The organism is Corallococcus sp. AB030, assembly GCF_003668965.1.
GTDB classification, from domain to species: domain Bacteria; phylum Myxococcota; class Myxococcia; order Myxococcales; family Myxococcaceae; genus Corallococcus; species Corallococcus exiguus.
This window is the reverse complement of record NZ_RAWQ01000463.1, coordinates 1-1,080: the sequence shown is the minus strand read 5'-3', so window position 1 is coordinate 1,080 and position 1,080 is coordinate 1. Positions and strand designations below refer to the sequence as shown.

Sequence of the window (1,080 nt, the reverse complement as noted above, 5' to 3'; positions counted from 1 at the left end):
ATGAGCAGCGTGCGCCGGAAGAGGCCCCAGCAGGGCGTGCGGCTAACTGCCGGGCAGCGGCGCCTCCTGACAGGGCTGCTCCGCCGCGGCGGGCAGCAGGGAGTGGCGCTGCGTGCCGCGGCTCTCCTGTTGTCTGCCGAAGGGCAGAGCGCCACCCAGGTGGGCAGAACATTGGGTGTCACTCCCCGGGCCGTGTACGCGTGGCGTCGGAGGTGGCGCCAGGAAGGTGTCCAGGCACTGGAGGCCCGTGCGCATCCAGGTAGGCCCTCCCGCCTGACACCTGCGGCGGTAGAGCTGCTGCTCAAGGACGTAGAGAGCAACCCGCGAGAGCAGGGGTACGCCTTCGCACGCTGGACGTGCGCGCGTCTTGCCGCGCACCTTCAGCAGCATGCCGGCGTGAGCATCAGCCCCGATTGGGTGGGAGAGGTGCTGCGGCGCCATGGCTTTGCCTGGCGACGCACGAAGCTGACGCTCAAGGGGCTGGCGGACGAGGAGCAAAAAAGCGCGCGCCCAAAGGCGCCTCAACTCCTTGAAAAAGCAGGCCTCCCAGCCGGGCGCGCTCTTCGAGTTGTGGTACGCGGACGGGGTGAGGTTCGACCTATTGCCCTCGGTGCGCTCCGCCTGGCGCCGCCGAGGCGAGCGCCTCGCACTGCCCACCCCGGGCAAGAACGTGCGCGTGGGAGTGGTGGGCGCGGTGCGCTACCCGACGGGAGATTTCCGCTTCGCGCACCAGCCCAAGAGCGTCACCACTGCTCTCTTCCTCGCCGTGCTGGAGACGCTGGTGAAACGCGCGAAGCGGACAGGCCGCCGCATCGTGCTGGTGCTCGACAACGGCGGCTGCTTCACCAGCCGTGCTTCGACAGCCGCGATTGAGGCCGCCGTCCCCTACGTGCGCGTCTTCTGGTTGCCGCGCTACACCTCAGAGACCCTCAACTGGGTTGAGGGCTTCTGGGAGGAGCTGAAGTCCACCTACTTCAGCCGCATGCTGACGGCGGACCGTGACGCCTTCTATGATGAGGCCGTTCTCCTGCTGCGCCGCGTCCGCAGGCGCGGCAGGCTCCCCATCTGGGCCAACACCCC

The 1,080-nt window shown here is 68.7% G+C and carries 1 protein-coding gene and 1 pseudogene; both read left to right on the top strand.

What is annotated here, in order from left to right:
• Nucleotides 1-486 (top strand): annotated as a pseudogene (locus D7Y15_RS46845) (helix-turn-helix domain-containing protein); the annotation flags it as partial.
• Between the two features lie 43 nt (nt 487-529).
• The coding region (locus tag D7Y15_RS43590; RefSeq protein ID WP_148713055.1) for a transposase at nt 530-1,080 on the top strand (551 nt) is incomplete at its 3' end.